The 25659-nt window shown below is 63.5% G+C and carries 24 protein-coding genes; 17 read left to right on the top strand and 7 right to left on the bottom strand.

The features are described from left to right. Positions 1-68: 68 nt before the first annotated feature. The 7 genes from Pan44_RS11210 to Pan44_RS11180 all read left to right on the top strand — a co-directional run bounded on the left by Pan44_RS11210 (position 69) and on the right by Pan44_RS11180 (position 10172). Positions 69-1502 carry an efflux RND transporter periplasmic adaptor subunit gene (locus Pan44_RS11210; protein ID WP_145030145.1) on the top strand — a complete coding sequence of 478 codons (1434 nt, stop codon included), beginning with the start codon at positions 69-71 and terminating at the stop codon, positions 1500-1502. Beyond that, positions 1499-4585, top strand: coding sequence for an efflux RND transporter permease subunit (locus Pan44_RS11205; RefSeq protein ID WP_145030144.1), 3087 nt, complete (start codon positions 1499-1501; stop codon positions 4583-4585). Before Pan44_RS11210 ends, Pan44_RS11205 begins: the two co-directional genes overlap by 4 nt. A 143-nt stretch (positions 4586-4728) precedes the next feature. Beyond that, positions 4729-7326, top strand: a complete 2598-nt coding sequence (locus tag Pan44_RS11200; protein WP_145030143.1) for a PVC-type heme-binding CxxCH protein — start codon at positions 4729-4731, stop codon at positions 7324-7326. Between the two features lie 122 nt (positions 7327-7448). After that, positions 7449-7778, top strand: a complete 330-nt coding sequence (locus Pan44_RS11195) for an ArsR/SmtB family transcription factor (RefSeq protein ID WP_145030142.1) — start codon at positions 7449-7451, stop codon at positions 7776-7778. Beyond that, positions 7771-8232, top strand: a complete 462-nt coding sequence (locus tag Pan44_RS11190) for an SRPBCC family protein (RefSeq protein ID WP_145030141.1) — start codon at positions 7771-7773, stop codon at positions 8230-8232. Before Pan44_RS11195 ends, Pan44_RS11190 begins: the two co-directional genes overlap by 8 nt. Then, positions 8232-8876, top strand: a complete 645-nt coding sequence (locus tag Pan44_RS11185; RefSeq protein ID WP_145030140.1) for a flavodoxin family protein — start codon at positions 8232-8234, stop codon at positions 8874-8876. The genes Pan44_RS11190 and Pan44_RS11185 overlap by 1 nt, the downstream gene beginning before the upstream one ends. Positions 8877-8948: 72 nt before the next feature. Next, on the top strand, positions 8949-10172 hold the full coding sequence (locus tag Pan44_RS11180) for a metallophosphoesterase family protein (protein WP_145030139.1): 1224 nt from the start codon (positions 8949-8951) through the stop codon (positions 10170-10172). Positions 10173-10203: 31 nt separating this feature from the next. Here Pan44_RS11180 and Pan44_RS11175 read toward each other — a convergent pair whose 3' ends face one another. The 3 genes from Pan44_RS11175 to epmB form a co-directional block, all read right to left on the bottom strand. Beyond that, positions 10204-10764, bottom strand: coding sequence for a hypothetical protein (locus Pan44_RS11175; RefSeq protein WP_145030138.1), 561 nt, complete (start codon positions 10762-10764; stop codon positions 10204-10206). Beyond that, positions 10761-10952 carry a hypothetical protein gene (locus tag Pan44_RS11170; protein WP_145030137.1) on the bottom strand — a complete coding sequence of 64 codons (192 nt, stop codon included), beginning with the start codon at positions 10950-10952 and terminating at the stop codon, positions 10761-10763. Before Pan44_RS11170 ends, Pan44_RS11175 begins: the two co-directional genes overlap by 4 nt. Positions 10953-11186: 234 nt before the next feature. Beyond that, positions 11187-12281 carry an EF-P beta-lysylation protein EpmB gene (gene epmB / locus Pan44_RS11165; protein WP_145030136.1) on the bottom strand — a complete coding sequence of 365 codons (1095 nt, stop codon included), beginning with the start codon at positions 12279-12281 and terminating at the stop codon, positions 11187-11189. 108 nt (positions 12282-12389) lie between these two features. Between epmB and efp the strand changes: the two genes are divergently transcribed. Beyond that, entirely contained in the window at positions 12390-12959 is a 570-nt protein-coding gene (efp, locus tag Pan44_RS11160) for an elongation factor P (RefSeq protein ID WP_145030135.1), read from the top strand. 57 nt (positions 12960-13016) lie between these two features. Continuing rightward, positions 13017-13913 (top strand): formylmethanofuran--tetrahydromethanopterin N-formyltransferase, encoded by an 897-nt coding sequence (gene fhcD / locus Pan44_RS11155; protein WP_145030134.1) that lies wholly within the window; start codon positions 13017-13019, stop codon positions 13911-13913. A 65-nt stretch (positions 13914-13978) separates the two neighbouring features. On the opposite strand, the gene budA is transcribed toward fhcD, so the two are convergent. Beyond that, a complete protein-coding gene (gene budA, locus Pan44_RS11150; protein WP_197454017.1) occupies positions 13979-14800 on the bottom strand; it encodes an acetolactate decarboxylase in 822 nt (273 codons plus the stop codon). Positions 14801-14920: 120 nt separating this feature from the next. Further along, positions 14921-16276, bottom strand: coding sequence for a neutral/alkaline non-lysosomal ceramidase N-terminal domain-containing protein (locus tag Pan44_RS11145; RefSeq protein ID WP_145030132.1), 1356 nt, complete (start codon positions 16274-16276; stop codon positions 14921-14923). A 367-nt stretch (positions 16277-16643) separates the two neighbouring features. Here Pan44_RS11145 and Pan44_RS11140 point away from each other — a divergent pair, with 367 nt between their 5' ends. Then, on the top strand, positions 16644-17591 hold the full coding sequence (locus Pan44_RS11140; protein WP_145030131.1) for a DUF1559 domain-containing protein: 948 nt from the start codon (positions 16644-16646) through the stop codon (positions 17589-17591). 149 nt (positions 17592-17740) lie between these two features. Continuing rightward, positions 17741-18169 (top strand): carboxypeptidase-like regulatory domain-containing protein, encoded by a 429-nt coding sequence (locus tag Pan44_RS11135; RefSeq protein WP_145030130.1) that lies wholly within the window; start codon positions 17741-17743, stop codon positions 18167-18169. 33 nt (positions 18170-18202) lie between these two features. On the opposite strand, the gene Pan44_RS11130 is transcribed toward Pan44_RS11135, so the two are convergent. Continuing rightward, complete coding sequence (locus tag Pan44_RS11130) at positions 18203-19579, bottom strand: sigma-54-dependent transcriptional regulator (protein WP_145030129.1); 1377 nt, start codon at positions 19577-19579, stop codon at positions 18203-18205. A gap of 507 nt (positions 19580-20086) precedes the next feature. On the opposite strand from Pan44_RS11130, the gene Pan44_RS11125 reads away from it, so the two are divergent. From Pan44_RS11125 to Pan44_RS11115, 3 genes are all read left to right on the top strand, one after another. Continuing rightward, positions 20087-20317: a hypothetical protein gene (locus Pan44_RS11125; protein ID WP_145030128.1), complete on the top strand. Its 231-nt coding sequence runs from the start codon at positions 20087-20089 to the stop codon at positions 20315-20317. A 314-nt stretch (positions 20318-20631) separates the two neighbouring features. After that, positions 20632-21396, top strand: a complete 765-nt coding sequence (locus Pan44_RS11120) for a methyltransferase domain-containing protein (RefSeq protein WP_145030127.1) — start codon at positions 20632-20634, stop codon at positions 21394-21396. Positions 21397-21568: 172 nt separating this feature from the next. After that, positions 21569-21763 (top strand): hypothetical protein, encoded by a 195-nt coding sequence (locus Pan44_RS11115; RefSeq protein WP_145030126.1) that lies wholly within the window; start codon positions 21569-21571, stop codon positions 21761-21763. Between the two features lie 34 nt (positions 21764-21797). Here Pan44_RS11115 and Pan44_RS11110 read toward each other — a convergent pair whose 3' ends face one another. Beyond that, a complete protein-coding gene (locus Pan44_RS11110; RefSeq protein WP_145030125.1) occupies positions 21798-23336 on the bottom strand; it encodes a YifB family Mg chelatase-like AAA ATPase in 1539 nt (512 codons plus the stop codon). 135 nt (positions 23337-23471) lie between these two features. Here Pan44_RS11110 and Pan44_RS11105 point away from each other — a divergent pair, with 135 nt between their 5' ends. The 3 genes from Pan44_RS11105 to Pan44_RS11095 all read left to right on the top strand — a co-directional run bounded on the left by Pan44_RS11105 (position 23472) and on the right by Pan44_RS11095 (position 25657). After that, on the top strand, positions 23472-23873 hold the full coding sequence (locus Pan44_RS11105; RefSeq protein ID WP_145030124.1) for a hypothetical protein: 402 nt from the start codon (positions 23472-23474) through the stop codon (positions 23871-23873). Positions 23874-23906: 33 nt separating this feature from the next. Beyond that, positions 23907-24461 (top strand): hypothetical protein, encoded by a 555-nt coding sequence (locus Pan44_RS11100; RefSeq protein ID WP_145030123.1) that lies wholly within the window; start codon positions 23907-23909, stop codon positions 24459-24461. Positions 24462-24565: 104 nt separating this feature from the next. Next, positions 24566-25657: a serine hydrolase domain-containing protein gene (locus tag Pan44_RS11095; RefSeq protein ID WP_145030121.1), complete on the top strand. Its 1092-nt coding sequence runs from the start codon at positions 24566-24568 to the stop codon at positions 25655-25657. Positions 25658-25659: the final 2 nt, after the last annotated feature.

Here is a 25659-nt window from a genome sequence, read left to right as displayed (position 1 = left end):
AAGTCTCAGGAACGCTTCCCCGCGGCGCGACCTCGTCCACTGAATTGGTTTCCAGGGAAAGTTGTCCCATGACGAATTCACCCGGCAGCGGACCTGACGCGTCCGCTCCGCAACGGACACACGGCGCCACCGCTCCACAGCCGCGGAACCCCTGGAAGCGGGCGTTCCTGGGGCTGCTGGCGATCGGGGCCACGGTGGGGTGGTGGGTCTACAGCGGCAGCGGGTGGGCCCGCGACGATCGGGAAGCACTTCCGCCGGAGGTCATGGCGGAGCCGGCCCCGCGGTCGGGAATCATGGTGACCGCGGAGCCGGTCGTGTTCCGATCGCTGCAGCGATCGCTCGAGGCGGTCGGAACGCTGTATGGCTACGAAGAGATCGTGATCAGCAGCAAAGTCGAAGGACGCGTGCATCGGCTGTGCAGCGAAGTCTCGGACCGTGTCCGACCGGGCAACTGCGTTCTCGAAATCGATCCGGTCGACTTCCAGCTGGCGGTGGAACAGGCCCAGGGGAACCTGGAAGTCGAGCTGGCAAAGCTGGGACTGCAGGCGCTTCCCGATGAGAGTTTCGAGATCAAAAACGTTCCGACCGTGATGCTCGCGCAGGCCCAGGTCGACAATGCCCAGGCGAAATACGATCGGCTGAAGCGGCTGGCCGCGGAGAATGCGACGACGTCGAGTCAACTCGACACGGCCCTCAGCGAATTGAACATCGCCCTGGCCGATCATGCCAACCAGGTGCTGATGGCCAAGTCGAGCGTGGCAACGGTGAAGCTGCGGCGTTCGGCACTGGCGGTGGCCGAGCAACAACTGGCTGACGCACGGATCCTCGCCCCTCAGCTATATCGCCCGGTTCCGGGCATGGAGGGGGGCGTGTCGTATGTCGTCACCAGCCGGTCGGTGTCGGACGGCACGTTCGTCAAGAAGGGGGACGAAATCTGCCGGCTGGCGGTGGATCAGACGTTAAAACTGCGGATTCCGGTTCCAGAGCGACACAGCGACCAGATCAAACTGGGACAGACTGCGGACGTGCTCACGGCGGCCTACCGCGATCCGTTTCCGGGAGTCGTGACTCTGATCAACCCGTCCGTCGACGCCAAGACACGGACGTTCAACGTGGAGGTGCAGGTCGCGAACGATGCCGGGCGGCTGAAACCGGGAAGCTTTGCCAAGGCGACCGTGCACACGACCCAATCGACGGACAGCGCGACGGTGCCGCACTCGGCGCTCGTGACGTTTGCCGGGGTGACGAAACTGTTTCTGTCCGAAGGGGGCCAGGCGCGCGAGGTGCTCGTCGAACCGGGAATGCAGACGCGCGACTGGGTGGAGATTGCCAGTCCGCCCCTTGGCCGCGATGCGGTGGTGATCACCAGCGGCCAATCGGCGCTGGCAAACATGACGGCGGTGACGATTCGCACTGAGTCGGCGTCCGACGCCTCGGACGCCGTGCCGCGGAGGCCGACGACCGTGATGGCAGACTCGCAGGATGCGGAGCAGGCGCCGTGAACATATCGGAAATCTGTATCCGGCGGCCGGTTTTCACGTGGGTGCTGGTTTCGATGCCGGTGGTCCTCGGGGCCGTCGCGTATTTCGAGCTGGGGGTGGACCTGTTTCCCAAGGTCGATTTCCCGGTGCTGTCGGTGACGGCGACGGTGGCCGGCGCGAGCGCCGAGGAGATGGAAGCGACGGTCACCAAGCCGCTGGAAGAGGCGATCAACACGGTTTCAGGCATCGACCAGCTGCAGTCGACGACGCGTGAAGGGCTGTCGCAGCTGACGGTCCAGTTCCTGCTGGAGAAGGATGGCGACGTCGCGGCGCAGGATGTGCGCGACAAGGTGACCTCGATTCTCAAACAGCTTCCGGAGGGAATGGAAGCGCCGGTCGTCAACAAGTTCGACATGGACGCTTCGCCGATCATGACGATCGGCGTATCGGGGCGGCGCGACATCCGGGAGGTCACTGAGATCGCGAAGCGGCGGGTGCAGGAACAGCTGCAGACGGTTCCCGGCGTGGGCGCGGTTTCGATGTCGGGAGGGCGGAGCCGGGCCATCAACGTCGTACTGAATACGGACAGGATGGCGGCGGTCGGCGTCTCGGTGGAAGACGTCCGCCAGGCGCTGGTTTCGCAGAACCTCGAACTGCCGGGGGGGATCGTGGACCAGGGGGCGCGGGAACTGGTGCTCAGGACGCTGGGCCGGTTTCAGACGCCACAGGAATTCAACAACCTGGTGGTCACCAAGACGGGGGACTACCTGATCCGGCTGCAGGACATCGGTTACGCGGAAGACTCGATTGAAGTGCCGCGCGGGTTGAGCCGGCTCGACGGGGAGAACGCGGTCAGCCTGTTCGTGCAGAAGCAGTCCGGGACGAACACGGTCGGCATTTCGGATGCGGTTCTCGCGCGGCTGGAGAAAATCCGCGGGGCACTCCCTGAGGATATCCAGATCGAAATCATCCAAGACCAGTCGCATTTCATTCGCGAGTCGATGCATGAAGTGCAGTTCCACTTGCTGCTCGCGGCGGTGCTGGTCTCCGCGACGATCATGCTGTTCATCCGCGACTGGCGGACGACGCTGATCGCCACGGTCGCGATTCCGACGTCGATCATCCCCACGTTCCTGTTCATGCAGTACATGGGGTTCACGCTGAACAACATCACGATGCTGGGGCTGATCCTGGCAATCGGCATCGTGATCGATGATGCAGTCGTGGTTCACGAAAACATCTTCCGCTACATGGAAGAAGAGGGGCTTGATGCGATGACCGCGTCGCGGAAAGGGACCAACGAGATCGCGCTCGCGGTGATGGCGACGAGCCTGTCGCTGGTGGTGATTTTTCTCCCGGTGGCGTTCATGGGAGGCATGGTCGGCCGATTCTTCAGCAGCTTCGGACTGACGGTCGCGTTCGCGATCCTGATGAGCCTGTTCGTTTCGTTCACACTGACGCCGATGCTGTGTTCACGGTTCCTCAAGCTGGAGGATTCCCACGGAGGGCACGGGTCGTCGAAGTCAGGCTGGATCTACCGCCTGGTGGACGGCGGATATGGCATTGCGCTGCGGTGGGCCCTGCGTCACCGACTGATCACGCTGGGCGTCTGCGTGCTGGTGGTGTTCTCGACCTTCCCCATCCTCAAGGGGCTGGCCGTCAACCTGGTTCCGCGCGACGACCAGAGCGAGTTTCAGGTGTCGCTGCAGACACCAGAGGGGTACACGCTGGAACGTACGAACGCGGTGTTCACGGAGATCGAGAATCGGCTGGCGGCCCTGCCGGGCGTCGCGCATCGTTTCACCGTCATCGGTGAAAACTCGGGGGGCGGCAAGGGGCAGGGAGACGTGACGCGGGGTTCGATCCACATCCAGATCAAGGGACTGGAGACCCGGAAGTACACGCAGTTCGACATCATGAAGCTCGCGCGGCGGGTGCTGGAAGACTATCCGGAGTTGCGGACCGTGGTCTCCGACGTGTCGGCGATCGGGGCAACGGGCCAGGACAGCCGCACGTTCCAGATGAGCCTGCAGGGTCCGGATCTCGACAGACTGGCGGAGTATTCCGACACGATCGTGTCGAAGCTGCGGGAAGTGCGGGGGCTGGTGGACGTCGACACGACGCTGTCGCTCCGCAAGCCGGAGGTGCAGGTGGCGATCGACCGGAACCGGGCGAGCGACCTGGGGATTCCGGTCCAGACGGTCAGCAGCAGCCTGAACATCCTCGTCGGCGGGCAGATCGTGTCGCGCTATAAAGAGGACAGCGAGCAGTACGACGTGTGGATGCGGGCTGAGCGATCGTTCCGCGACAATCCCCAGACACTGGAACAGCTGATGCTTCCCTCTCCGAACGCGGGGCTGGTGCAGCTGACGAGCCTGGCGTCGCTGGATGAATCGCGCGGGCCGAGCCAGATCAACCGGCTGAACCGTCAGCGCACGGTGATGATCAAAGCGCATCCCGAGGATGTGTCGCTGTCGGAGGCGGTGCAGCGGGCGAACTCCATCGTCGCGGAGATGAAACTGCCGCCGGAATACGAGGTGACGTTCGGCGGCCAGGCGAAAACGCTCGGCGAGACGGCGTACTATTTCGCGATCGCTCTGGGGATGAGCATCCTGTTCATGTACCTGATCCTGGCGGCGCAGTTCGAAAGCTGGCTGCATCCGGTGAGCATCCTGGCGGCGTTGCCGGTGACGATTCCGTTCGGGCTGCTGTCGCTGATCCTGTTCAACACGCCGATGGATCTGTACGCCATGTTCGGGCTGTTCATGCTGATCGGCATTGTGAAGAAGAACGGCATCCTGCAGGTCGACAAGTCGAACGAGCTGCGGGCGTCGGGGATGGAGCGGGACGCGGCGATCATCGAGGCAAACCACACGCGTCTGCGGCCGATCCTGATGACGACCGTGATGCTCGTGGCGGCGATGATCCCGATTGCGGTGGGCCAGGGACCGGGAGCCGGAGCGCGGGCCAGCATGGCGAAGGTGATCGTGGGGGGGCAGGTGTTCAGCCTGCTGCTGGCGCTGCTGATTACGCCGGTGTGCTATTCGCTGTTCGACAGCCTGGCGAAGTGGCTGGGCCGCCGGTGGGGAAAGGTTTCGGTGTAAGGTCCCGGGGCCGGTCCGCGGCCTGAACCGGTTTGCATGCTGTTTGCGGGACCGTCAGAATCGACAGTCCCGCGGCGCCACTTCACTGGGGCGCCGTTGAACAGCCCACCTTCCAGCCGTTGCTCCCCTTCCGAGCCTCGATCATGCGACTGTGCCTCGCCGCGTGCCTTTGTTCCCTGGTTGTGCAGACGGCGGTTCTGCAGACGGCTGCGGCCGCCGCCGACCCGCTTCTTTCGCTGAAGAAGGGGGACCGGATCGTCTTCATCGGGAACACGCTGGCGGAGCGAATGCTCTACGACGGCGGGCTGGAGACGGAGATCTATCGCCGGAATCCGCAGCTGGATCTGGTGATCCGCAACCTGGGGTGGTCGGCCGATGAGCTGACGCTGCGCCCGCGTTCCAAGGATTTTCAGGACCACGGGTTCGAGCTGAACGACCAGAAGCCGTCGGTGCTGTTCGCCTTCTTCGGCTTCAACGAATCCTTCGGCGGCGACAAGGGACTGCCGAAGTTCGAGGCCGACCTGAAGAAGTTCATCAGCGACACGACGAGCACGAAATACAACGGCGTTGCCCCGCCGACCCTCGTGCTGTTTTCCCCGATCGCGAACGAAGACCTTATCGACCGCAAGATCCTGGCCGGGGCGAACAACAACGGGAATATCCGCAAGTATTGCGACGCGATGGAGAAGATCGCGGCGGAAACGAAGACCCGGTTCGTGGACCTGTTCACGCCGACCCTGACGATGTTCGATGAAGCGAAAACGCCGCTCACGATCAACGGCTGCCACCTCACCGCGAAGGGGGATGAGCTGCTTGCCAGGGCGATCGCCGACGCGCTGTTCGGCGCGGCGGCCGCGGGGAAGGCGGAGGACGTCGCGAAGATCCGGCAGGCGGTGAACGAGAAGAACAAGCTGCTGTTTTACGACTATCGGGCCGTCAACGGGTACTACATCTATGGCGGCCGCAAGAAGCCCTTCGGAGTCGACAACTTCCCTGCGGAATTCGCCAAGCTGCGAAAGATGACGGAAGTTCGCGACGGGGCGATCTGGGCGGTGGCGAAGGGAGACACGCCGAAGATTGACGATTCGAAGACGGGCGACTTCGTCACGACGCCGTCGAACTTCACGAAGGAAATCAAGATCACCTCGCCGCAGGAGTCGGCGCAGCAGTTCACGGTTCCCGAAGGTTTCGAGGTGCAGCTGTTTGCTTCCGAGGTGGACTTCCCGGAACTGGAGAACCCGGTGCAGTTCGCCTTCGACAGCCGCGGGCGGCTGTGGGTGACGACGATGCCGTCGTATCCCGGCTATCTCCCGGGCGAAACGCCGGACGACAGGATCCTGATCCTGGAAGACACCAACGGTGACGGGAAAGCGGACAAGTCGACCGTCTTCGCCGACAAGCTGCATCTTCCGACCGGGATCGAACTGGGGGACGGCGGGGCGTACGTGGGAGCACAGCCGAACCTGCTGTTCCTCAAGGATACGAACGGCGACGACAAGGCGGATGTGCGCACGCTCGTGGCGCATGGGTTCGACTCGGCGGATTCGCACCACGCACTGCACGCCTTCGAATGGGGCCCGGGGGGAGACCTGTATTTCGGTGAAGGGACGTTCCACCACACCCAGATCGAAACGCCCTACGGACCGACACGGCTGAAAGACGCCGGCTTCTTCCGCTACGAACCGAAGACGGAGAAGCTCGACGTCTTCGTCTCTTACGGATTTGCGAATCCGTGGGGGATCAACTGGGATCACTGGGGACAGACGTTCATCGCCGACGCCTCGGGGGGGGCCAACTACTTCGCCACGGCGTTCTCCGGGAGCGTCGACTATCCGGACAAGCATCCGAACATGAAGCAGTTCCTGGTGAAGCAGTGGCGTCCGACCTGCGGCTGCGAGTTCGTTTCGAGCCGGCAGTTCCCGGATGAGCTGCAAGGGAACTACCTGCTGAACAACTGCATCGGGTTCCAGGGAACGCTGAACTACAAGATGTCGGAGGAAGGCTCGGGCTTTCACGCGGATCCTGTCGAGCCGCTGCTGGCGTCGAGCGACCCGAACTTCCGGCCGGTCGACCTGCAGTTCGCCCCCGATGGCACGCTCTACATCTGCGACTGGTTCAATCCGCTGGTGGGGCACATGCAGCACTCGATCCGCGATCCCAACCGCGATCACAATCACGGCCGGATCTGGCGAGTCGTGTACAAGAACAAGCCGTTGCTGACGCCGGCAAAGATCGACGGGGCATCGATCGCTTCGCTGATCGCGCTGTTGAAGGAGCCTGAGTACCGGACACGTTATCGGGTGCGTCGTGAGCTGCGCGGCCGGCCGACGGCCGACGTCGTTGACGCCCTCGACGCCTGGGCGGCCGGCCTGGACATCAACAATACGGAGGAAGCACACCACCTGCTTGAAGCGCTGTGGGTCAAGCAGCATCACAACGCCGTCGACGCGACGCTTCTCGGCAGGCTGCTGAACGCCCCCGAGCCGCGGGTCAGGGCCGCGGCCGTACGGGTGCTGTGCTACTGGCGCGACTCGATTCCCGAGGTCCTCAAGCTGTTGCAGGCGCGGGTGAACGACGAGCATCCGCGCGTGCGTCTGGAAGCGGTGCGTGCCCTGAGTTTCTTCAGCGTGCCCGAAGCACTCGACATCGCCGTGGAGTCGCTGGTGTACGACCAGGACGACTCCCTGGAGTACACATTGAAGGAAACGATGACGACGCTGGAAAAGCGGCTCAAGAAATAGTCCTCCGGGACCATCTCGCTCGTCGCCAACACCCCGGTCGCTTTCCAGTGACCGGGGTGTTTTTCAATTCCTGTTGGAGAATGGCCGCTTGACATGCAACCAAATGGTTGCATAATTCCACTGTGCCTGACGACCTCGACCACGTCTTCAAAGCCCTCGCCGATTCGGGCCGACGCCTCCTGCTGGACCGTCTGCGCTCGCGCAACGGCCAGACGCTGGGGCAGCTCTGCGAGCACCTGGAGATGTCCCGCCAGGCGGTCACGAAACACCTCCGAATCCTCGAAGCCGCGTCACTCGTCGTCACTCAGCGTCGCGGTCGCGAGAAACTCCATTTCATTAATCCTGTCCCGATCCACGAGATCGCCGATCGCTGGATCAGCAACTTCGAGAGCGGACGCCTGCGGGCTCTCGCGGACCTCAAGAAGCGACTCGAAGGAGACGTCCATGACTAACTCCCGTTTCGTGCATGTCACCTACATCCGCACCACGCCCGAGAAGCTCTGGAACGCCCTGCTCGATCCCGAGTTCACGCGCCAGTACTGGTGTCAGACGTGGATGGAATCCGATTGGAAGCCGGGCGCTTCCTGGCGGATCATGATTCCCGATGGCCGCATCGCCGACAGCGGTCAGGTCATCGAGTTTGATCCGCCGCGCAAACTCGTGCTGACCTGGAGGAACGAATTCATTCCCGAGCTCAAAGCCGAAGGGCATTCGAGACTGACTTATGAACTCGAGCCGGTCGGCGAGTCGGTCAAGCTGAGCATCTTCCACGAAATCGACCGTCCCGATTCGAAGCTCATTGCAACGATGTCCGAGGGTTGGCCGCATGTGTTCGCGAGCCTGAAAAGCCTGATCGAGACGGGCGAATCGCTCGCCGAGACGCGTCACTGGCCGGAGGGGATCTGATGCTGTCCAGATCATCGCCGACCATCGAGTCTTCCGTGCCCGCGATCCGTGTGGCCGTCGCCTATCACAGCGGATACGGGCATACCGCCCGACAGGCCAACGCCGTGGCCGAAGGCGCTGCGACTCTCCCAGGCGTCACAACGCAGGTCATCCCTGTTGGAGATGTCGATGCCGCATGGGACGACCTGGAACGGGCGGACGCGATCATCTTCGGGACACCGACCTACATGGCCGGTCCCTCCGCGCAGTTCAAGGCATTTCAGGATGCCACTTCCCGACGGGTGATGGCGGCCGGATTCAAATGGAAAGACAAGGTCGCCGCGGGCTTCAGTAACTCGGGATCCCAGTCTGGAGACAAGCTGGCCACTCTGATGCAACTGGCGCTGTTCGCGGCCCAGCACGGGATGCACTGGGTGAATCTTGGACTGCCACCGGCCAACAATTCCTCGACTGGCTCCGCTGACGAATTGAATCGACTGGGATTCTTTCTGGGAGCCGGCGCGCAATCGAACGTCGACGAAGGGCCCGACACCGCGCCGCGGGAATCCGATCTCGCGACCGCGCGGCATCTTGGCCGCCGCGTAGCCGTCGTCACGAGGCAACTGGCGCGAGGCCGCGAGAGCACGGACGGCGCCGACGACTGACACCAGCGATGCGCGGGCGATAAGCTCGCGTCATCGATCCACGTCTCATTGCCCTCTGATTCCGGTGCTGTGATGGAACGACGCGACTTCCTCACGAGTTCTCTTGCGACCGGCGCGGCCGCCCTGCTTCCGTCGCAGGTGATGAGCGCCGAGGCCGTTTCCAGTCGGGCGCAGGATGGCCGACCGCTCCTCACCGGCAGTCCTGTCCTGTCGGGGCCCGCGGCCGACTCCCTGACCATCCTGCAGCCGGTCAGCGGGCCTGCGACGGGCTTCGTCGAGCTGTCGGTCAATGGCGAACCGTTCCAGCGAATCGATGCGGAGAGCGACGGCCTCCTGCCATATGCGGCGCATGTCCTGAAATTCCGGCTTCCGGAACTCCCGGCCGGTACGGACGTGAAGTACCGCGTCTCCGTGACGCCAGTTGACTTTCAGACTGCCTACAAGATCCAGCGGGGCGAGGCGGTGCTGTCGCCGACCGAGACGTTCCGCACGCTCGATCCGGCGGCGAAGGAGACCCGGTTTGCGATCTGGAACGACACGCACGAGAACCAGGAAACGATCGCGGGCGTACATCGCCTGACCGTCGATTTCCGGCCGGATTTTCTCCTGTGGAATGGCGACCAGACGAACGACATCTATACCCCAGCGAAGATGTCGAACCAGTATCTCGCGCCGGGCGGGCTCGCGATCGCTGCCAGCTGGCCGCTGGCTTACGCCCGGGGCAACCACGATGTCCGCGGGCCGGCGGCCCGGCATCTTCCCGAGTTCACCGGCACGCCGGGCGACCGATTCTACTACGCGTTTCGCAGCGGCCCCGTCGCGGCGCTGGTGATGGATACGGGTGAAGACAAGGTGGATGAGCACCCGGTTTTCGGAGGGCTGGCGGCCTTCACGGCGATGCGCGAACGCCAGACGCGCTGGCTGGCGAAGATCATCAAGGAACCGTTCTTCCGCGACGCTCCCTACAAACTGCTGTTCTGCCACATTCCCCTGTTCTGGATCCGCGAATCGCCGAAGGAAGGGCCCTGGGAATCAGCGGACCTGTGCCGTGATGCATGGCTGCCGCTGCTGAAGGAAGGAGGCATCCAGCTGATCGTCTCGGGGCATACCCACCAGCACAGATGGCTGCCGGCCGGTTCAGAGCGTCCGATCGGCCAGTTGATCGGCGGTGGTCCGAAGCCGCCTGCGGCGACGTTCACCGAGGGGATCGCGACTTCCGAACGCCTGGCGATCACGATGCGGAATCTTCAGGGGAAGGTCCTGCACTCGGTGGAGCTGAAGCCGGCGCAGGGCTGAGGCGTTTCCCACCGCCGGATGGATCATCGCATCAGTTTTCAGCGGCGCGGATTCCGGCGTTCACGGCGGCCGGACCTGGCGGAAGGACGGGCGGCGTGCGGGAGAATGTCTCGGCCGGCGGGATTCGGATGGAGCCCGGCGGCGTGATTCGCTGCAAGACCATGGCCGCCTCAGTCAGTTCAACGATCCGGTAGTTTGTCCCGGAGAAGCCGATGACCTGGATATTCGACTGCCGGAAGAGCCCGAGGAATTGATTCCAGCGCTGCTTCCACCCGCTGGGAGCGCTGGTCACCTCGATGCGGTCCCCGCGCGTGCGCCATTGCTGCATGTACCAGGGAGTCAAGCCGCCCTTCATGTTCAAGAAGTGCTGAAAGCGCCCATCGGGGTGGAAGCGAAACAGGGACCCGTTGTTCGAATACCAGTCGCCCAACAGGCGGGGATCACGTTCGATGCGCGTCGCCCAGAACTGACCACCAATGGCGAGGAGCACGATCAAGGCCGCGATCGTCCATGGCCAGCGTCGCCAGACGTTGTCCGGGGGGATCGGGAGGGGGGCCGGGGCGACCTCGATCGTGGCTTCGTCCGGGGTCATGGCTTCGTCTCGCCGGGGCGGCGGGTGAGCGCGAAATAGATCACGTACAGCCAGGAGAAGAGTCCGGCGATGATCGCGAGCAGGATCGACTTGTTCCGCTCCCATGAACAGACGATCGCGAGCACGCTTCCGAGCGTCAGCCCGGACTGCGTGACGAAATGGACGTTTCCGGCGTCAGCAAGCAGCATGTTCATTCTCCCTGGTCGAGCGGCCCGTTGAACGGAACGTGTGCCACGGCTCTGTGAGCCGTGAGAGCAAGGGAAACGCTGGCATTCGCGCACGGCCGACACGGCCGTGGCACTCGTCCCCATGACTTCAACGGGCTCCTGAACGGCCGTCATGGGGATGGGGATCAATCGATTGGCGTCGAAACCGGTTTTCGTGAAGCCCTTCGCCGGAATCCGGTCGTCGGCCCCTGACACTTACAGGGGAGTCTTGCTTCGCCGCCCTGCGATCTCCCGAACATACCGCGGGACCAGGTACCCGGACAGTTTCGCCCGCAGCTGCTCGACCAGTTCCAGGCCGCGGGCCTCCGCAACCTCAAAGTGCCCTGCCCCGGCGACGCGGTCGAACTGGTGCAGGTAGTACGGGAGGACGCCCAGGTTTCCCAGTGATTCGCAGAGGGCGGCCAGCGCGGCGACGGAGTCGTTCACTCCATTCAGGAGCACGGCCTGGTTCAGCGTGGGAATGCCCGAACGAACGAGGGTGCGCAACGCCTCTGCACAATCGCCCTGAATCTCATGCGCGTGATTGGCATGCACGACCATCACGGCCTGAAGGCGAGAGTCGCGCAGGAGATCGATCAGCGACGACGTGATGCGATCGGGGAGGACGATCGGCAGCCGGGAGTGAATCCGCAGCCGTTTCAGGTGAGGAATCGACTCCAGTCGTTCGACGAGCGCGGCCAGCCGGGCATCCGTGAGGACCAGTGGATCGCCGCCGCTGAGGATGGCTTCGTGAAGGGTATCGTCCGCGGCGAGCGCATCGATCGCCGGCTGCCAGTCATCAAGCCGACGGGGCTCATCGCCATAGGGATAGTGGCGGCGGAAGCAGTATCGGCAGTTGACGGCGCAGACGCCGGTCGAAACCAGGAGGGCCCTGCCCTCATATTTCTGGAGCAGGCCCGGAGCGATGCGGGCATCGGAATCGCCCACGGGATCGAGGACGAGGTCGGTGCGGACGTCCAGCTCTTCGGCGAAGGGAAGGACCTGGCGGAGGAGCGGGTCAGCAGGGTCGCCGACTTTCATGCGGCTGACGAAGCTGCGGGGGACGACGAGCGGGAACAACCCGGCCGCCTGTCGGGCGGCCGGCAGGAGGTCGGCGGGGAGGCGGAGGAGTTCCAGCAGTTCGGCCGGGTCGCGAACGGCGTCCGAAAGCGAACGTCGCCAGTCGGTTTGAGGCTCCCCGGCTTCGGCGGGTCGCGCGGGGGGAAATTGAGGGATATCGTCACGGAGGGAGGGGAAGTCCGGAACGACCGGACCCGCTGCTTCTCCGGAGATTTCCCTGTTTCCAGCCATCTGCTATCTTCCCGATCCGCTTGGCCGTCGAATCGGCAGCGGGTTCTCATATTCCTTGCCGGGATCAGCGCCTGGCAACGTTTTATCGACTGATCCGAGACTCGACCAATGGCTGTGTTCAACGCCGGTGAATTTCGTAAGGGTATCAAGGTGATCGTCGAGAGCGATCCTTACGAAATGGTCCACTGCGATTTCGTGAAACCCGGCAAGGGCCAGGCACTGTACAAGTGCAAGATGCGGAACCTGCTCAAGGGCTCGCTGCTCGACCGCACGTACCGCAGCGGTGATTCGCTGGAAGCCGCGGACATCCGCAACGTCGACGGGATTTACTCCTACTTCGACAGCCAGGACTACATCTTCATGGACAATGAAAGCTTCGAGCAGGTCGGGCTTTCGAAAGACATCTGCGGCCAGCAGATGCGGTTCATCAAGGAAGGCAGCCCCTGCCAGCTGATGTACTGGAACGAGAAGCTGATCGGCGTGACGCCGCCGACGCACATCGTGCTGGAGATCACCTACACGGAACCGGCGGCCCGCGGAAACACGGCGACGAACGTCACGAAGCCGGCGACCGTCGAGACGGGCGGCGAGATCCAGGTCCCGTCGTTCATCAGCACGGGCGAGAAGGTGAAGATCGACACCGAATCTGGCAACTACCTGGGCCGGGTGAATGATTAACCAATGACTCCCTGAAGCCCACGGGCAGACCCCGTGGGCTTTTTTTATGAGTGCCGCATGCCCCAGCTCCACGGCGTGGACATCGTCGACACCTTCGCAGAGGCCTTCTCGATGTCAGCCACGCGGCTGATCGTCACGGCTGCGAGTGCGAAGTGGGCGAAAACGGCAGCGGACGTTTTCACGGGCAACGCCACCAGCGTGATCGCCTGCGACTGCGAAGCGGGCCTCGAACGCGTTCTGGAGCCTGACGAGACGCCGGACGGCCGGCCCGGAGTGTCGCTGCTGGTTTTCGCGTTCAGCCGCGACGCGCTCGGCAAAGCGGTGACGGCCCGCGTCGGACAGTGCATCCTCACCTGCCCGACGACCGCCTGTTACAACGGCATCGAAGATTGCCCGAAGGAAAAACAGATCGGCCTCGGGGAACAGCTCCGGTACTTCGGAGATGGATTCCAGATTTCGAAGGTCGTGGGCGAACGGCGCTTCTGGCGGATTCCCGTGATGGACGGTGAATTCCTGTGCGATCACAAGCTGGGGACGATCACGGGAGTCGCCGGCGGGAACCTGCTGTTCTGCGGGAGGAACCAGGAGGAGACGCTCGCCGCCACCGAAGCGGCGGCGGAGGCGATGCGCTCCGTCCGGAATGTGATCCTGCCGTTTCCGGGCGGGCTGGTGCGCTCGGGCAGCAAAGTCGGCTCGAAGTACAAAGGCCTCAAGGCGAGCACGAACGACGCCTATTGCCCGACGCTGCGCACGCTCGTGAAAACGGAACTGCCTGAAGGAGCGAACGCCGTCTATGAGATCGTCATTGATGGTCTCTCCTTCGACGCCGTTCAGCAGGCAATGCGAGTTGGGCTGCACGCCGCGGTGAAGCATCCCGGCCTGCTTCAGGTCACCGCCGGAAACTACGGCGGGAAGCTGGGGAAACATCACCTGCACCTGCGGGACCTGCTTTAAGGGCCCCGGCTTCAGCGTGCGTCGAGCGGCCTGAGGCCTGGACTCACGCCGTCGTGACACGTGGCCTATTTCTTTCCTTCTTCGGCCCGCTGGCGCTCGATCACGTCGATATCGGTCTTCTTGATCTCCGCCGCGTTGAAGGCATCGAACCGCTTCGACTCCGGAATGCGGATCAGCAGCGACTCGCATTCATCGTAAGTGAGCGTCGCCTTCTGGAACTGGCAGCCAAGAACGTGGCCGCCCGATTTGCGGTCATCGCTCAGGAAGTGCCAGTGGTAGCCGGGGACATTCAGCGTGCCAACCCAGGTGGGGCATCGGAAGCCGATCATCGTTCCGCGAACGCTCTTCTTCTCCCAGACCGCCTGCGTTTTGACCACTTCCACCAGCGGCGGAAAAGGCTCGGACTGCGCGGGCACGCTCCGAAGCGTGAGCTGGTCGAACATCGCGTCGATCCTGACGGCGTACGGCGAGTTGCGCCGCGGGAGGCGATCATCGAGCAATTCGTCCAGGTGCTGGAGCGTGGCGACGGAAAGGTCGTCCATGCGGCCGTCTTCCTGAAAGTAGGTCACCGCCGCGAAGGGAGTCGAGCGATTCGGGTCGGGCTCCTTCACCGTCCCGTCCGCCAGCGCCTGGAAAACTTTCCCCTCGAGCAGGATCAATTCTCCCTCGAGCTGATCGAACGTGCCGATCCCGAAATCACCATCCGCCAGCATGTCGCGCAGCGAAACGCCGTCCGCGTAGTCGCCCGCCGCGAGGGCCGTGATGAGCGAATACTGGACAAGAGAGTCGTCGGCGACGGCCTCCTTTGAGGCTGCGGCCTGGTTGCCCTCAACGGTCAGCGGCGCCGGGGCGCAGCCCGCTGATGCCACGATGATCGCTGAGAGCACTGCTCCGATTCCGTGCCTGACTCGCCGCGTCCACACGTTGGAATCCTTCTTCCGAGAGGTCAGGGGTGTCGTGAAGCTGCGGGCCACCTGTTGAGGCGCGCCCGCTGGCTGCCGTGAACGTCACTCGAGATCTTTTCGGACGTCCAGGACGGCCTTGACGATGTCTTCTTCGAGATCGGGATGCCAGCGTGCGGGAAAGAGGTTCCATTTCATGGCGTCGCCACCTTCGTAACCTCCTTCATCCCAGACGCGGCGGCTCGGGATATAGGTCATCACATCGTTGCTGTAACCGGCAACCCAGACGACCGCGTCATTGATGTCGCGCTGCAGTCGGAGCGAGTAGTCGACGACGACCTCGCCTCCGAGGGCGACGAGAGTGAGGTCGCTCCCCAACCGGATCACCTGCACCGGATAGGGGTAGTCCTTCGGCAGCGCTTCCCCGGCGTCGAGACGTTCCAGTAGTTCCGTGGCGAGCCTGGCATCGAGCTTGTCCGAGGACTTCGCCCGTGTCTCCAGTTCCGGGCGCGTCGGCAGCCTGTCGAACCGCAGCGGAATCTCACGCAGGGCCGACTTGATCGGACCGCTGAGGGGTCTCGGCGGAGTTTCGAGGGCCGCTTCCACGGCGAGCGCCAGGGACCGGCCGTGCGCCTCGACGTAGTCTGGGTCACGGCGTGGATAGGGGTTCTGGTCGCCGCTGCAGCCGTTCATGAAGAGGGCCACGGCGCCGGGATGTTTCGCTTCCAGGAAGGCCTGGGCGGCGCCGGCGTAGTCGCCGCTGAACTTCTGTCCGCTGAGGATCGTGCAATGGCAGGCGTATCCGAAGAGGACCGCCAGTTCCTGTTTCGGCGCCTTGCCGACAACCCGGAGGACGGGGACGCGCTGGTCGACCGGGCCGTCGGAGTACGGGGCATTCTGGTATCCCTTCCCCGTCGGCCGGCGACGGTTCATGGAGAATCCGCACCTGGCATGCGTGTAGTCCACGTCGACAGGAACCCGTTTCGAATGGGCCTCGCCGACGATCTTCGCGAATGTCTCGACCAGGAACGCGCAGTACTCCTTCGCTTCCCGCTCGCGTTTCTCGGAGTCATCCGTATTGCCGGTGCGCCAGACTCTCATTTCCGGTCCGCTGTGCGTATGCGACGCATTGATGAGCAGTCGTGCGGGGCTGATGCCGTGTTCCTTGTGGATTCGCTCGGCCGCCGCGAGCCGCACTTCCCGGGGGACAGAGACGAGGTCGACGGTCACGATGGCCAGCGGTCCTTCTGCGGCGTCATCCAGCACGAGGGCCTTGGCAAAGAGGTCCATGTCGACGCCGTCAGCCGGTTTCGTTCGCGCCGCGTAGCCGGCCAGCCACATCATCGTCTTCGGAGTGATGACCGCCGACGCCGCGCCGGCCTTCCATTCGGCGGACGTCACGACGACTCGATCCTGCCCGGGAGCGGCCGCGCCAGTGAGCAGCGCGACCAGAAGTAGCATTATTCTCATGAAAGCCTGACCTCTCGAGAGCTGCGGCAACGACGGTGGGTGAGCGACTTTCCGACGGGAAGCGACCGGTTGCGGACGCGAAGGCGAGTGTAATCGATCTTCCTGCGGGCGGACGCCGGCGTGGAACCGTTCCGCGCCGCCTCGACACCTGCCGTTTGGCAGTATGCCATAAAAGACAGTGCGATTGTCTTTTCTAACATGGATGCCGCAGGGCTGTCCGTTTAACCTGTTTTTCACATCGACGTCCCAGGCGCAACGCTCGCGCGGACCGATCGTCGACAGGCCTGGCCCGCGGTTTTTGAATGCGGCGAGGCTGGCCTCATTCCTTCGCTTTCTTTGCCGAAATGATTGGATCGAAATGGCTGCTTCTCGACGGCACGGCTTTACGCTGATTGAGCTCCTCGTGGTGATCGCGATCATCGCAATCCTGATTGCGCTGCTGCTGCCCGCCGTGCAGCAGGCGCGCGAAGCGGCGCGGCGCACGCAGTGCAAAAACAACCTGAAGCAGCTCGGTCTGGCGATGCACAACTACCACGATGTGCACAACGGCCTGCCGGTCGGCCAGTATGGCTGCTGCTGGGGAACCTGGATGGTCTCCGTACTCCCGTTCGTCGAGCAGGGACCGCTGTTCAACGCCTACGAACACAACCGCAAGTATGGCACGACCCTCGGCCCGGCCGACGACGCCCGCTACAGCAGCCCCGTGAATCGGACAGTCGTTCAGACGCGGCTCGCGGTTTACACGTGCCCCAGCGACACCCCGGGAATCTACAGCACGAACAACTACACCAAGCACAATTATCTCGTGAACTTCGGCACGACATCGCAGGTGCAGACGCCGACCCTGAATGGCGTTCAGTGGCGTGGTGCCCCCTTCATTCGCAACTCCGACAGCCCGCTCTCCTCGGGCGCCGCGCGCAATCAGAGCTTTCGCGACCTGAGTGACGGATTGAGCTCGACTCTGCTGCTCTCGGAAGGGCTTCAGGGAGTCGGGAATGATCTCCGCGGCCTCGGCTGGTGGGCCGGCGCCACGCAGTTCAGCACGTACCTCGGGCCGAACAGCAACCTGCCCGATTCGCTCTCCAGCAACTGCACGACGGACACCAACCGGCCGCAGATGAATCTCCCCTGCGTGGCAACGACCACGGCCAATCCTGCGATGCTGGCCGCTCGTAGCCGGCACGTCGGCGGCGTTCATGTGACGCTGGGCGATGGCTCGTCCCGCTTCATTTCCCAGAACCTCGACATCGGCGTCTGGAGGTCTCTCAGCACCTCCCAGGGGGGCGAGGTCGTCGGAGAATTCTGAACGACCGCCATTCGCCGACGTCATCGAATCGTGCGAGGGCTCTCCGGAGAACAACGGTCAGCCCTTCGTTTCGTTCATCGCGGCTCGCCCGGCTCGGCGGCCGACAGTCGCATTCCGCGACTGAAACCCGAACACCAGGACTTTTGCCCATGCCGGCGCCTCTCACTCGACTGATTCCCTGCCTGTGCGTGCTGACGCTTCTCGGCTGCGGAGAAGATGATCCTCTCAATCGCCAGGCCGTGTCCGGAAAAGTCACCATCGATTCCAGTCCGGTCGAGTTCGGCTCGATCGAGTTCAACCCGACGGGGCCCAATGGAGTGATGTCGGGCGCCATGATTTCCCAGGGGGAGTATCACATCCCGGCCGACAAGGGACTCCCGCCCGGCGAGTATCTCATCCGGATTTACGCGCCCAGCGAGAAGACGGAAGTGATCGAACAGGCTCCCGGCGAAATGACACGCGCGGCGAAGGAACTGGCCCCGCCGGAGTACAACACCAAGACCACCCAGAAACGGACCGTCGAAGCCGGGAAAGACAACGTCTTCGATTTCGCAATGCCGAAAGCGCCGGGCAAGTAAGCGCGGCCCGGCAGCCTTTCCAGGCCGGGAAGGCTATCGAAACTCGGCCGGGTCGAGCTGGTGCTTCACAAGCAGTCCATGCAGGCATTGCCTCGACACCTTGGCCGCACGGGAGCAACCCGCGATGTTCCCCTTCTGCTCCTTGAGCAGCCCGATGAGGTAATGCTTTTCAGCCTCAAGAAGCGCCTCGGCCCGCGACTCGTTCGACGTTGCCGACGGCGGGGTGCGTTCCCGAATCGCAGGGGGGAGATCCTCGGGAACGATGGCTGTCCCCTTGCAGAGCGCGTGTCCCCGTTCGACGGCGTTCCTGAGTTCCCGCACGTTTCCCGGCCAGTTGTACTCCCGGAACAGCGCGATCACCTCGGGAGAGAAGCCGCGCACGGGCGAGCATTCGGGGCGCAGCGTCACCAGGAAATGCTCGGCGAGACGCACGACGTCGTCCCCCCGCGCCTTCAGCGACGGCATCTCGATGTGGATCACGGCCAGGCGATAGAACAGGTCTCCGCGGAACCGCCCGGCGTCGACCTCGGCGTCGAGATCGACATTGGTGGCACACAGGAACCTGACATCGACCTGCCGCTGCTGCGCCATTCCGACCGGTGTGAACGACTGGGTCTGAATCACGCGGAGGAGCTTGGCCTGCTGCACCGCCGGGAGTTCTCCGATCTCGTCGAGGAACACGGTGCCGCCGTCGGCATTGAGCAGCAGGCCGGGCTGGTCGCGAACGGCGCCCGTGAACGCTCCCCGCGCGTGGCCGAAGAGCACCGACTCGAACAAGGATTCCGGGATGGCCGTGCAATCGACGACCTGGAACGGCCGGCCGCTGCGACGGCTCTGACGGTGGATCGACTCCGCGACCAGTTCCTTCCCGGTGCCGCTCGGTCCCGTGATCAGGACGTTCGCGTCGCTGGCTGCGGAACGCTCGATCATTTCACGAACCGCGAGCATTGGCGGGCACTCGCCGATCAACCCAATCGACTTCGACCTTGCACTGTCGGCGGGCGTGTTCTTGGGAACCGGGGTTTGATTCGCAGCGGAGTTCGTGAGGGCCTTGCGGACGACCTGGAGGAGGTCGTCGTATTTCACCGGTTTGAGGAGGTAGTCCGCGATCCCCAGCCGCAGACTCTCAATGGCTGAAGGAAGCGACGGCGCCCCCGTGATGACCACCAGCGGGATATCGGGCCAGGTTTCACGGCTGCGATGCAGCACCTCGAGCTGCGAGTTTCCCGGCATGTCGAGGTCGGAGAGGATGAGATCGAACTTCTCACGCTGAAGCATCTCGAGGGCCGCATGTCCATGAGGAGCGCCACGGCACTCAAACCCGGCTTTCTCGAGCAGGGACACCGTGGTCCTGAGAAACAGCGGCTCGTCATCGGCCACCAGAATCCGCACCGCCCTATCCACGATCATCCCCCGTCGCTCTGCACGGGTCGGCGGAGCGCCCCGAAGAACACGCATGAGCGGGCGGGAGTCGCATCGGAGTGAACTGCAACAGAGGTGGGACGTCTGAAGGCGCCGATTCCTGTCAGAGGATCGGCTCGAACCGGTGGGAGAAGTCGGGGCAATTCTAGTGCGAACAACGAATCGGCTCTTCGCCAGGATCACTTCTTAAACACGATTTCAGACTCCGAAGGACGGGCGCAATCTCCATGTCGCACGCACATTCCGGCCGAAGATGAAGCGGGGCTGAAATCAGGACGAGGCGAGTGTCGTCGCGACACGTGGACTGTCAACGAGCCTCGACAGCGACTTCATGAAGTCTGTGGGCCGCGCTGTTCGGGAAGTCGTTCCAGGCGAGGGTGTTTCGCGAATCGGGACGAAAAGCGATCGACGGGTATCGGGCTTGCCATTGAAGAAAGGGCCAGTCGCCAGGTGAGCAGGCTGGCCACTTTCGAGCACTCAGAAAGGAATCTTCCGATGAACCGCAGCAGACTTGCCGCAAGCGCCCTGGCGGTGATGGTTGTCTTCACGTCGAGCATCGCGTCGGCGCAACTGTTCCGCAGCCGGACGTCCTACCGCTCCTGCTATCAGAATGGCGTGCAGGCGCCTCAGCAGCGATCGTACTCATCGCCTCAGCGTTCTTCGTCCTCGAGCACGCCGAGATGGAAGCTGCAGAAAACCGATCCTGCGAAGTACCGGACGAGTTGATCGCCGAGGGTCGATTTCCACCCTCGACCAGGCCCCGGTTCAAGGCACCGTCCCGGGGCCTGTTTCTATTTGCAGGGCCGGGTTCTCGCAGGCCATTTCTCGGCGGCCCCGCTGGTCGCAGGCGACGCAAGCACATGTTGCCGGAAGTCAACGTGGCGGCAAGTTCGGACTGCCGAGCGTCCGACTTGCCGATTCTCGCGTGTGAACCGCTTCCCCGCCGGGGTGCGCGGGGATTCGGTCGGTAAGAGTTTCTTCATTCTCGCACGGCGCGAGATCTCTCCGAAGCCTCTCCACCGTCTCGCGGCCACTCCAGCATGATCCAGCTCGGCTTCAAACATGGCCTTGTCGGCCTGGCCCGAAACCAGGCCCACCGCGTTCTGGGCGGAGCAATTCGCGGTGGACACCGGGTTGCGGAATGGTCGGAAGATGAGCGACGGGGACACTGCCTGGGCATCGCACGGACGTTCGAGCCGTTTCTCGGCGACGTGCGGGGGCAGGTCGGCCTGGAGATTGGTCCGGGAGACAATCTTGGCGTCTGCGAGCGGCTGCTGGAGCTGGGATGCTCGAAGATGTACGCCGTCGAAAAGTTCTCGCATCCGACGGCAGTTCCGGCCAACGCGATCCTGATCCGCCAGCAGGTCGAGGAAATGGAGCTTCCGGAGCCGGTCGATTTCGCGATCGCGAACGACGTGTTCGAGCACGTCGACAGTGTGTTCGAGAGCACGCGGCGTGTGTTCAATGCGCTTCGCCCTGGCGGAGTGTTCGTGAACTCGGTCGACCTGCGGGCGCACAACATGTTTGCCCGGCCGGGACGCCCGCTCGATCATCTCACGGCTCCGGACTGGCTATACTCGCTGCTGACGTCGCACATCGTGACGAGCAACCGGGTCCGCCGCGTGGACCTGGTCAACGCGGCCTTGGACTGCGGCTTCCAGATCGAAGAAATGTGGTCGCTCGCCTCGGCGGAAGAGGGCTACCTCCGCAGCCTGCGCGGCCACCTTCAGCCGCGCTACCAGCAGCTTTCCGATGACGAGCTTTCGGTGCTGCAGGTGCTGCTGGTATTACGACGGCCCCTCTGAGGCTTCCGGCCGCTGAGAATCGGTCGTCCTGAGATCGTGATTCCCCTGGATCAGGCCGGAAACGGAAGGCCGTTCGAGTCCGGGCGTTCTAAGATCCCGCCTCAGGATCAGGTGAAGACCGATGACTGCCGCCGACGACACGCCAAGCCGAGTTCCATTCGAGCGAACTGCCATGCCGTCCCTGACCGAGTCGCAATCGACGGAGGGAGAGCCGGCACGGCGGTGGAATATGCACCAGATTGCCGGACTGGGGTGCCTCGCGGTGGCGCTTCCGTGTGCATGGTTCAGCCAGCCGATCGCTGCCTCGCTGATCCTCTGCGGCGTGACATCGTATTCGATCGGCCTGCTCGTGAAGGAGAAGCCTTGAGCGAACCGTGGCGATCTGATTTCGGCCGTTCCGGTCAGCTTCGCCAGTAGGTGCGATCGAGAGTGCGATAGTTGATCGCTTCGCTGATGTGGTTCTGCGTGATCGCGTCGCTGCGATCGAGGTCGGCGATCGTGCGACTCACGCGGAGGATCTTGTCGTGGGCCCGGGCGCTCAGCCCCATCTCCTCCATGGCCGTTTTCAGAAGCGATTCTGCTGCCGACTCGAGCCGGCAGAACTTCCGGATCTGCCGCGGAGTCATCCGGCCGTTGAAGGCGAGCGGGTCGTTGTCGAATCGCTTCTTCTGGATGCCGCGGGCCTCGATCACCTTTTCGCGGATTGTCCGGCTGTCGGTGCCCTGCTTGTCATTGGAGAGTTCGCGGAACGGAACGGGCGGGACTTCGATATGGATGTCGATGCGGTCGAGCAATGGGCCGCTGATGCGGGTGAGGTACTTCTCGACCTGAATGGGATTGCAGCTGCAGTGACGTTTCGGGTCGCCTCGGAACCCGCAGGGGCATGGGTTCATGGCCGCGACGAGCATCAGGTTGGCGGGAAACGTCACTGAGCCGATGGCCCGCGAGATGGTGACGCGCTGGTCTTCCAATGGCTGCCGCAGCACTTCGAGGGTGCTGCGGCTGAACTCCGGGAGTTCATCGAGAAACAGCACGCCATGATGGGCGAGGCTGATCTCTCCCGGGGCCGGAGTGCTTCCGCCTCCAACGAGGCCGGCTTCGGAAATCGTGTGATGAGGGTTCCGGAACGGCCGGGTCAGGACGAGCGATTCCCCACCGTTGAGCCGGCCCGTGGCGCTCCAGATGCGGGTGGTTTCGAGACTCTCCTCAGGGACAAGATCGGGAAGGATGGTGGCGAGCCGCTGAGCGAGGAGCGTCTTTCCGGTTCCTGGCGATCCGATCATCAGCAGGTGATGTCTTCCGGCTGCGGCGACGGTGACGGCGCGCTTGGCCGATTCCTGGCCTTTCACATCCGCGTAGTCGACGCCGTATCCGGCATGGGACGCGACCGCCTGCTCCCAGCTGAACGGAGCAGGTTCGATGTCGAGATGACCGGTGAAGAATCCGACAGCTTCCGCCAGTGAGCCGATGGGGATGATTTCGATGCCATCGACAACGGCCGCTTCGGTGACGTTCACCACCGGGACGACGAGCCCTTTGCGGCCGTCGGCCTTGGCCTGAAGAGCCATGGAGAGCGTGCCGCGAACGGAGCGCGTCGAGCCGTCGAGCGCGAGCTCTCCGACGGCGGCATAGTCGTCGAACTTCTCCGATGCGAGCTGACCCGAGGCGGCAAGGATTCCGAGCGCGATCGGGAGGTCGAATGACGGGGCCTCTTTCGGGAAGTCGGCCGGCGAGAGATTGATGACGATACGGTCGACGGGCCGGGTGTAGCCGCTGTTGACGAGGGCCCGTTCGATGCGATGAATGCTCTCCTTGACCGCCGAATCGGCCATGCCGACGATCGTCGTCCGGGGAAGCGATGCGGGGGAGATATCGACTTCCGCGTCGACCCGCCGCGCATCGATTCCGAACAGGGAGTACGTATGCAGCTTGGCAAGCATTGCAGCGGGAGCCCGAGTGCGGAGGGAATGATTCGCGGAAGCCAGAGTGGCAAAAAGCGGGACCGAGAGCAAACGGGGACGATCCCGGATTCGTAGGCAACGGGGCGAGGGGTTTGCAGTCCGGGGGTACGTCAAATGTCGCAGGAATTCCGACCGGGCGTGCGGTTCTCGGCCGCGGATCTCCTGTTTCTGGCGGCCGCGGGGGCGTTTGCGTGGTGGGCGTGGGAGCGCGGGGCGTGGCTGGCCGGGGCGACTCTTTATGTCGTCGGGAACTTTTTCCTGTTCTGCAACGTCTTTCGAATCGGCCGTTCCGCGGAGCTTTCGTGGTCGGTCGTATTCGTGGTGCTGACCGGCATTCGCCTGCAGACGGGAAGCCTGAGTTGGTGGACGATTTACGGAGCGACCGCGATCCTGACGGCGTTCCTCATCGGGATTGAGATGCGGAAGGCTTCCTATCATGGTGTGGGCTGGTCGCGGATCAATCCAGGGCTGAAGGACTGGTGGCTGCAGCGGCGCGCGAAGAGCGCGCCGGAATAATCACTCCTCAATTGCTGACTTCAGGAGAACGACATGCGCAGGGCTCTCTATGCGTGCGGATTGGCAATCGTGTTTGGACAGGGCGGCTTCGCGGCGGATGAGAAGGTGGCCGCTGCGAGCGGCGCCGACGCGGCAGCGCTGAAGTATCACGATGGGACGGCCGACGGCAAAAAGAGCATGGCCGGCGCCGGCCCGATGATCACCTTTGGAGCGCCTGCGGGGACGAAGATCGGGGCGATCAGGTTCCACGGCTCGCGGTATGGCGTCCCCAAGGCGCCGGAGGAAAGTTTCCTCGTGTATGTGCTTTCCGGCGACCAGAAGAAGGTGCTGCACACCGAACTGGTTCCGTACTCCACGATTGAGAGGGGAGACGAAAGCTGGATCACGGTGAAGTTCAAGGAGCCGGTCGAAGTGCCGCAGCGGTTCTGGGTCGCGTTCGATTTCCGGGCGCACCAGACGAAGGGGGTGTACGTCAGCTACGACTCGAGCTCCGAGGGGAAGAACTCCCGGGTCGGACTGCCGGGAATCAAGGCGACCGAAACCAAAGACAAGGCCGACTGGATGGTCGAGGCCGTGCCGGCCCAATGACGTCTGCCGGGCGAATGGTGCAGGCCCGGCCGCGGACGGATATGCTCGCGGCCGGTCGTGCGCTCTCGTTCCCGCCGCCATCGTCCCACCGCCGTGAGACTGTCATGCCTCGATTCGCTGCGCTCGTGTGCCTGGTCCTGACTTCGACAGCCGTTGCGGGTGATTCGAAGGCGTTGCCGCGGAGTAGTCCTGAGGCGCAGGGAATGAACTCGGCCGTCGTGCGGCAGTTCATCGAGAAGGCGCACCAGAAAGTCGACACGCTGCACAGCGTGATGATCGTGCGGCATGGCCAGGTCGTGGCCGAAGGATGGTGGGCGCCGGAAGCGGCCGACAAACGACACGTGATGCATTCGCTGAGCAAGAGCTTCACGTCGACGGCGGTCGGGCTGGCGATCGCCGAAGGCAAGCTCGACCTCTTCGACCCGGTGCTCAAGTTCTTCCCGGAGGAGGCACCGGAAAAGCCGTCCGAAAATCTGAAGAAGATGCGGGTCCGCGACCTGCTCACGATGGCGACCGGACATGACACACAGCCGAAACGCGATGCCGACACCAACTGGGTGAAGGAATTCCTGGCCCACCCGGTTCCGTACAAGCCGGGAACGCACTTCATGTACAACTCGATGGGGACGTATATGGCGTCGGCGATCGTGCAGAAGGTGACGGGGCAGACGGTTCTGGACTACCTGACTCCGCGCCTGTTCGAGCCTCTGGGCATCGAGAATCCGGAATGGGAAATGAGCCCGCAGGGAGTGTCGGTCGGCGGGTGGGGCCTGTGGATCCGGACCGAGGACATCGCGAAGTTCGGACAGCTCTACCTGCAGAAGGGGACGTGGAACGGCAAACAGCTGGTGCCGGCCGAGTGGATCGAACTCGCGACATCGAAGCAGATGTCGAACGGCAGCGATCCGACGAAGGACTGGGACCAGGGTTACGGCTTCCAGTTCTGGCGCTGCCGTCACAACGCCTACAGGGGAGATGGCGCGCGGGGGCAGTTCTGCGTCGTGCTGCCGGACCAGGACGCCGTGATCGCCATCACGTCCGATACGGGGGACCTCCAGGGCGAGCTGAACGTCGTCTGGGACGAACTGCTGCCGGCATTTGAGTCGTCGACTTTGCCCGAGAATCGGGTCGAACTCGAGAAGCTGCGGCAGGGGCTGACTGGGCTGAAGGTTCGCCACGAAACCGTCAAGAAGTAGCA

This window comes from Caulifigura coniformis (assembly GCF_007745175.1).
Lineage (GTDB): Bacteria > Planctomycetota > Planctomycetia > Planctomycetales > Planctomycetaceae > Caulifigura > Caulifigura coniformis.
This window is presented reverse-complemented; position numbering and strand designations above follow the sequence as displayed.

Bases quoted from the DNA above. Each gene is read 5' to 3' on its own strand.
- Pan44_RS11185 (WP_145030140.1), top strand. From the start codon at position 8,232: ATGCTGTCCAGATCATCGCCGACCATCGAGTCTTCCGTGCCCGCGATC.
- Pan44_RS11190 (WP_145030141.1), top strand. From the start codon at position 7,771: ATGACTAACTCCCGTTTCGTGCATGTCACCTACATCCGCACCACGCCC.
- Pan44_RS11110 (WP_145030125.1), bottom strand. From the start codon at position 23,336: ATGCTTGCCAAGCTGCATACGTACTCCCTGTTCGGAATCGATGCGCGG.
- efp (WP_145030135.1), top strand. From the start codon at position 12,390: ATGGCTGTGTTCAACGCCGGTGAATTTCGTAAGGGTATCAAGGTGATC.
- Pan44_RS11115 (WP_145030126.1), top strand. From the start codon at position 21,569: ATGCCGTCCCTGACCGAGTCGCAATCGACGGAGGGAGAGCCGGCACGG.
- Pan44_RS11105 (WP_145030124.1), top strand. From the start codon at position 23,472: ATGTCGCAGGAATTCCGACCGGGCGTGCGGTTCTCGGCCGCGGATCTC.
- fhcD (WP_145030134.1), top strand. From the start codon at position 13,017: ATGCCCCAGCTCCACGGCGTGGACATCGTCGACACCTTCGCAGAGGCC.
- Pan44_RS11140 (WP_145030131.1), top strand. From the start codon at position 16,644: ATGGCTGCTTCTCGACGGCACGGCTTTACGCTGATTGAGCTCCTCGTG.
- Pan44_RS11210 (WP_145030145.1), top strand. From the start codon at position 69: ATGACGAATTCACCCGGCAGCGGACCTGACGCGTCCGCTCCGCAACGG.
- Pan44_RS11135 (WP_145030130.1), top strand. From the start codon at position 17,741: ATGCCGGCGCCTCTCACTCGACTGATTCCCTGCCTGTGCGTGCTGACG.
- Pan44_RS11145 (WP_145030132.1), bottom strand. From the start codon at position 16,276: ATGCTACTTCTGGTCGCGCTGCTCACTGGCGCGGCCGCTCCCGGGCAG.
- Pan44_RS11125 (WP_145030128.1), top strand. From the start codon at position 20,087: ATGAACCGCAGCAGACTTGCCGCAAGCGCCCTGGCGGTGATGGTTGTC.
- Pan44_RS11180 (WP_145030139.1), top strand. From the start codon at position 8,949: ATGGAACGACGCGACTTCCTCACGAGTTCTCTTGCGACCGGCGCGGCC.
- Pan44_RS11120 (WP_145030127.1), top strand. From the start codon at position 20,632: ATGATCCAGCTCGGCTTCAAACATGGCCTTGTCGGCCTGGCCCGAAAC.
- Pan44_RS11095 (WP_145030121.1), top strand. From the start codon at position 24,566: ATGCCTCGATTCGCTGCGCTCGTGTGCCTGGTCCTGACTTCGACAGCC.
- Pan44_RS11200 (WP_145030143.1), top strand. From the start codon at position 4,729: ATGCGACTGTGCCTCGCCGCGTGCCTTTGTTCCCTGGTTGTGCAGACG.
- Pan44_RS11170 (WP_145030137.1), bottom strand. From the start codon at position 10,952: ATGCTGCTTGCTGACGCCGGAAACGTCCATTTCGTCACGCAGTCCGGG.
- Pan44_RS11130 (WP_145030129.1), bottom strand. From the start codon at position 19,579: ATGATCGTGGATAGGGCGGTGCGGATTCTGGTGGCCGATGACGAGCCG.
- Pan44_RS11100 (WP_145030123.1), top strand. From the start codon at position 23,907: ATGCGCAGGGCTCTCTATGCGTGCGGATTGGCAATCGTGTTTGGACAG.
- Pan44_RS11175 (WP_145030138.1), bottom strand. From the start codon at position 10,764: ATGACCCCGGACGAAGCCACGATCGAGGTCGCCCCGGCCCCCCTCCCG.
- epmB (WP_145030136.1), bottom strand. From the start codon at position 12,281: ATGGCTGGAAACAGGGAAATCTCCGGAGAAGCAGCGGGTCCGGTCGTT.